A 5,077-nucleotide genomic window follows, 5' to 3' on the forward strand; every position below is an offset into this window, starting at 1 on the left:
GGGAGCGTCATCAGCTTTTCAGCCGCGGACATGGACCCGCAGTCGATCGGCTTTCGCCTTGACCGCGACCACGACATCAGCGTCAGGGTTGGCCTCCACTGCGCACCCTCGGCTCACCGGACCATCGGGACCTATCCCGCGGGAACGGTGAGGGTGAGCCCCGGTTTTTTCACCACTGACAACGATGTGGAGTTCTTCCTGCGGGCGCTCTGCGAGATTGTCGGGGGAAGGGGAAGGTGACAGCCATGAAGAGCATCCCGGTAACCGCTGCAGGCGTACGTATCGCTGCCGCGGTTTTTGTCCTGTTTTTTGCCGTTGCCGGCTGCTCGCTCCCCCCGGAGCGGCCCGTAACCAAGGATGAGCTTTACGGAACCGGGGTTTACAGTTTCTACCAGATCAAGGAATCCCCCGAGAGCGTCCTTGCCGCCCTCAACCGCGAGGGCGAGGTGATCCTCGATGCCCGGTACCGGGACCGTCCGGTCTACATCAAGATTCTCGCCCTCTCCTCGGGGCTCCAGGTGCATGTGATCGACAGATAGTGCGTCCGGCAGGACGCGTCATTCCACTCTAGCCAACGAAAGCAAACTCACATGATCAAAAATTTCGTGCTCGATACCAACGTCCTCCTCTACGATCCGCAGGCCATCTTCAAGTTCGAGGAAAACAACATCATCATCCCCATAACCGTTATCGAGGAGATCGACCGGTTCAAGAAGGACATGAACGAAACCGGCCGCAACGCCCGGCAGCTTTCGCGCTACATTGACGAAATGCGCGCCGCCGGCTCTCTCTCCAACGGCATTGCCCTCGAAAACGGCGGGACCCTGCGCGTAGAGATGTATGCAGAAAAATTCATGAAGGTGCTGCCTCCCGAGTTGCGCGAAGAACGGGGCGACAACCGGATTCTGGCCGTGGCGCTCAGTGTCAAGGAGCAGGATGAGGCCACGCCGGTCATCTTCGTGACCAAGGACACCAACCTGCGCATCAAGTCCGACGCCCTCGGCCTCAAAGCAGAGGACTACGAGTCCGACAAGGTCGATATTGAGGAACTCTATCCCGGTTTTACCGAGCTCGAGGTGTCGGCGGAGATGGTGGATCGCTTTCACGGCCAGGGATGGGTCGACCTTGCCGGCTACGACCTGCACCCCAACCAGTTCGTCACCCTGCGCGATGCGGCCAACCCGTCCCATACGGCCCTGGGGAAATACCGTGCCGACCAGAAGCGGATCATTCCCATCGCCAAGAACGGCAAAGACGGGGTCTGGAGCATCCATCCCCGCAACCGGGAACAGGCCTTTGCCTTTGACGCCCTGCTGGACGACTCCATCAAGCTCGTGACACTGGTGGGCAAGGCGGGCACCGGCAAGACGCTGTTGGCCATAGCGGCCGGACTGCACAAAACCGCCGAGGAGAACGTCTACAACCGGCTTCTGGTCTCCCGTCCCGTATTCCCCATGGGACGCGACCTGGGTTTCCTCCCGGGCGACATCGAGGAAAAACTGACCCCGTGGATGCAGCCCATCTTCGACAACGTGGAACTCCTCCTCTCGGGCCACGAAGCTGAAAAGCGGCACAGCAAGGGGTACAAGGAGCTCATGGCCATGGGGATCATGGATATCGAACCCCTGACCTACATCCGCGGTCGTTCCATTCCGCTTCAGTTCATGATCGTGGACGAGGCCCAGAACCTCACCCCCCACGAGATCAAGACCATCATCACCCGGGCCGGCGAGGGGACCAAGATCGTGCTCACAGGCGATCCCTACCAGATCGACAACCCTTACGTGGACGCGTCTTCCAACGGCCTCACCTACGTGGTGGAGCGCTTCAAGGGGGTGCCCATCGCCGGTCATGTCACCATGACCAAAGGCGAACGGTCGGAGTTGGCTGAACTGGCTGCAAACCTTCTCTAGCGCTCTATGCTCGTACTTGCCATAGAAACATCGTGCGACGAAACCGCCGCCGCCGTGGTGCGCGACGGGCGCACCATCCTGTCGAACGTGGTTTCCTCTCAAGTGAAGGATCATGCCGTGTACGGCGGGGTTGTTCCCGAAATTGCCTCGCGCAAGCACCTGGAGACCATCCCCGCGGTTGTCGGCGAGGCCCTGCGCCTGGCGGACGTGACCCTCGATCACGTGGAAGGGGTTGCGGTGACCCAGGGGCCCGGACTGGCCGGCGCCCTTCTGGTCGGTCTGTCCGTGGCCAAATCCATCGCCTTTGCCCGTGGGCTTCCCCTGGCAGGAGTCAATCACATCGAAGCGCACCTTGCCGCCATTTTTCTTGAACGCGAGGTCGCCTATCCCTATCTGGCCCTGGTGGTGTCAGGGGGGCATTCCCACCTGTACCGGGTCGACGGCATCGGCCGGTGCACCACCCTCGGCCAGACCCTGGACGATGCTGCGGGCGAGGCCTTCGACAAGGTGGCCAAGCTGTTGGGGCTCCCCTATCCGGGCGGCATCGAGATCGATCGCCTGGCCTCCGCCGGTGATCCGGATGCCATCGCCTTTCCGCGGCCCCTGCTCCACGACGGCAGCTTCAACTTCAGTTTCAGCGGCCTCAAGACCGCAGTGCTCTCAGCGGTAAAAAAACAGGGAATTCCCGAAGGGGAAAAACTTGCCGATTTCTGTGCCTCGTTTCAGAAAGCAGTCTGTCATGTGCTGGTGGAAAAGACCTTCCGCGCCGCGGATGCGACCGGCATCGACCGGGTCGTGGTGGCAGGCGGAGTGGCCTGCAATAGTGCGCTGCGGCGGGAAATGGCCCATGCCGCCGCTGCGCGGGGCGTGGAGCTCATGATCCCGTCGCCGTCGCTGTGCGGCGACAATGCCGCCATGATCGCCGTGCCGGGTGACTATTACCTGCGCTGCGGCGAGCAGGGCGGGCTCGCGCTTGACGCACGGGTGAACTGGCCCCTGGACCTGCTCGGGTCGGGGAGGGAAGGGTGAGAGGAGGCGGCATCCGTGCCCGCAAGGCACTCGGGCAGAATTTCCTCACTGACCGTTCGGTTCTTTCCCGCATTGCGGCCCTGGTGAGTGCCGGCACCGGCGAGCGAGTCCTGGAGATCGGCCCCGGCAAGGGAGCGCTGACGTCATATCTGGCGGAACAGGCCGGGCGGCTGGTGGCCGTCGAACTGGACGACCGCCTGGTGCCGCTGCTGCGCGGCAGTTTTGCCGACAATCCCCGGGTCACGATCATCGAGGGCGACATCCTCGACCTGGATATCCGCGAAACCCTGGCCCGCTACGGCACGCCTCCCTGGAAGGTTGCGGCAAACCTGCCCTATAACATCTCCACGCCGGTCCTGTTCAGGCTGCTCGATGTCCGGGATCTTTTCACCCGACTCGTGCTCATGCTCCAGAAAGAGGTGGGCGACAGACTCGCCGCAGGACCGGGAGGCAAAGAGTACGGTGTCTTGTCGGTCCTGTTCCAGCTTCACTTTGATGTGACCCGCGAGCTCCTCGTCAGGCCGGGCTCGTTCCACCCCGTGCCCAAGGTAGATTCGGTGGTTCTCTCGTTTGTTCCCCTGGCGCAGCCCCGGGTGGACGTGGGGGACGAGGACTATTTCAGGCGGGTGGTCAAGGCGTCCTTTGCCATGAGGCGCAAGACGCTCTGGAATTGTTTGAAGGGGGGAGCGCTGGGTGTGCCGACGGACGGCATCAGGGATGCTCTGGCACGCTGCGGCATCGATGAGGGGAGACGCGGCGAGACGCTTTCGCTGCAGGAGTTTGCCCTGTTGACCAAGGGGCTGCTGGCAGCCGGGGGTACGCTCCCGCCCCGCGCACCATAGCCGGTACGGAAATGAAAAAAGCCGTTCGCTAGAACGAACGGCTTCCGGAACCACGGGCAGGATATCGCAATCAGGCAGTGGCTTTCTTGGCGCGGGTAGCCTTGGCCTTAGCCGGCTTTTCGGCCGCAGCAGCCTTTTTCTCCTGAATCTTGGCGGCGCGCACGGCGCGTGCCTTGGCGAGGTTTTCGGCAAGCCCCCGGTCTTTGGCCATCTGCTTGCGCGCCTCGGAGAACTTTTTGGCGGTAAGCGGCTGGCTACTGGGGATGTTGAACTGCTTGCGATATTCGCCCGGCTTCATCTGGTGCACCTGGGCCAGGTGGCGGGTAAGGGTTTTCATTCCGCCCTTGCCACAGATCATGCAGCATACCTGGTCGGCCTGGAACGCCTTCTTGAGCGTCATGGCCGGGGCCTTGGCTTCTTCTGCCGCAGCCTCGGGTGCAGCAGCACCGCCCTCAAGCTGTTGCAGCGTGGCATGGACCTTTTGAATTTCCTGAACCAGTTCTTCCGTGGAAAGCTCTGACACAGCAGCGTGTGAGGATACAATACTTGCGGTCAATTCCAATAATGTAGGTGCCATTGACTCCCTCCTTTGAGTTGTGAGAATTACATGAATAACCTGAGTACATATTTAGCTGTATCGTCAGACAAAAGCAAGTGATAAATCGTTGAAATATACCTGTAAAATGAGATTGACCCATTGCTTTGATTTTTGATACGGTAAGCACGCTTCTGTATACGGTAATACAGAGGAGAAAGGATACGGCTTCATGGCTCAAATTGAGATTGATGAATCGAGGTGCAAAGGGTGTGGTCTCTGTACGCTCGCCTGCTCGCGCAAACTGATCGTGATGAGTAGCACGATCAATAAATACGGCTATGTCACCGCCGTCATGACCAGCCAGGATCAATGTACCGGCTGTGCTCTCTGTGCGGAGATATGCCCTGACGTTGCTATTAAGGTTTATAAATAGGGTCGACAGTATCTGAAACACCATCTGTATGGAGGCAGCTTTGACAAAGCGACTGTTCATGAAGGGTAACGAGGCTCTGGCCATGGCCGCCATCGAGGCCGGATGCCGTTACTATTTCGGCTATCCCATCACGCCCCAGAGCGATATCCCCGAATACATGTCCCGCGAACTCCCCGGCCTGGGCGGCGAGTTCATTCAAGCAGAGAGCGAGATCGCATCCATCAACATGCTCTTGGGGGCCTCGGCCACCGGCGTCCGGGCCATGACATCATCGTCGAGCCCCGGCATATCGCTCAAGCAGGAGGGGATCTCCTACATGGCC

General features: G+C 60.4%; 7 protein-coding genes and 1 pseudogene. 7 read left to right on the forward strand and 1 reads right to left on the reverse strand.

Annotated elements, in window-relative coordinates; all coding sequences use genetic code 11:
• From AC6CDK_RS17510 to rsmA, 5 genes are all read left to right on the forward strand, one after another.
• A partial coding sequence (locus AC6CDK_RS17510; RefSeq protein WP_496639943.1) for an aminotransferase class V-fold PLP-dependent enzyme occupies positions 1-240 on the forward strand: 240 nt, incomplete at its 5' end.
• A gap of 5 nt (positions 241-245) precedes the next feature.
• Entirely contained in the window at positions 246-539 is a 294-nt protein-coding gene (locus tag AC6CDK_RS17515) for a hypothetical protein (protein WP_226048181.1), read from the forward strand.
• A gap of 51 nt (positions 540-590) precedes the next feature.
• Positions 591-1,913 carry a PhoH family protein gene (locus AC6CDK_RS17520; protein WP_039644333.1) on the forward strand — a complete coding sequence of 441 codons (1,323 nt, stop codon included), beginning with the start codon at positions 591-593 and terminating at the stop codon, positions 1,911-1,913.
• 6 nt (positions 1,914-1,919) lie between these two features.
• Positions 1,920-2,942 (forward strand): tRNA (adenosine(37)-N6)-threonylcarbamoyltransferase complex transferase subunit TsaD, encoded by a 1,023-nt coding sequence (gene tsaD / locus AC6CDK_RS17525; RefSeq protein ID WP_039644335.1) that lies wholly within the window; start codon positions 1,920-1,922, stop codon positions 2,940-2,942.
• A complete protein-coding gene (gene rsmA / locus AC6CDK_RS17530; protein WP_039644337.1) occupies positions 2,939-3,784 on the forward strand; it encodes a 16S rRNA (adenine(1518)-N(6)/adenine(1519)-N(6))-dimethyltransferase RsmA in 846 nt (281 codons plus the stop codon). The genes tsaD and rsmA overlap by 4 nt, the downstream gene beginning before the upstream one ends.
• A gap of 70 nt (positions 3,785-3,854) precedes the next feature.
• Here rsmA and AC6CDK_RS17535 read toward each other — a convergent pair whose 3' ends face one another.
• Entirely contained in the window at positions 3,855-4,361 is a 507-nt protein-coding gene (locus AC6CDK_RS17535) for a Ros/MucR family transcriptional regulator (RefSeq protein ID WP_039644339.1), read from the reverse strand.
• A 190-nt stretch (positions 4,362-4,551) separates the two neighbouring features.
• Here AC6CDK_RS17535 and AC6CDK_RS17540 point away from each other — a divergent pair, with 190 nt between their 5' ends.
• Positions 4,552-4,755, forward strand: a complete 204-nt coding sequence (locus tag AC6CDK_RS17540) for a 4Fe-4S dicluster domain-containing protein (protein ID WP_010942507.1) — start codon at positions 4,552-4,554, stop codon at positions 4,753-4,755.
• 40 nt (positions 4,756-4,795) lie between these two features.
• Positions 4,796-5,077 (forward strand): annotated as a pseudogene (locus AC6CDK_RS17545) (3-methyl-2-oxobutanoate dehydrogenase subunit beta); the annotation flags it as partial.

Source organism: Geobacter sp. PheSNFMC, assembly GCF_059620965.1.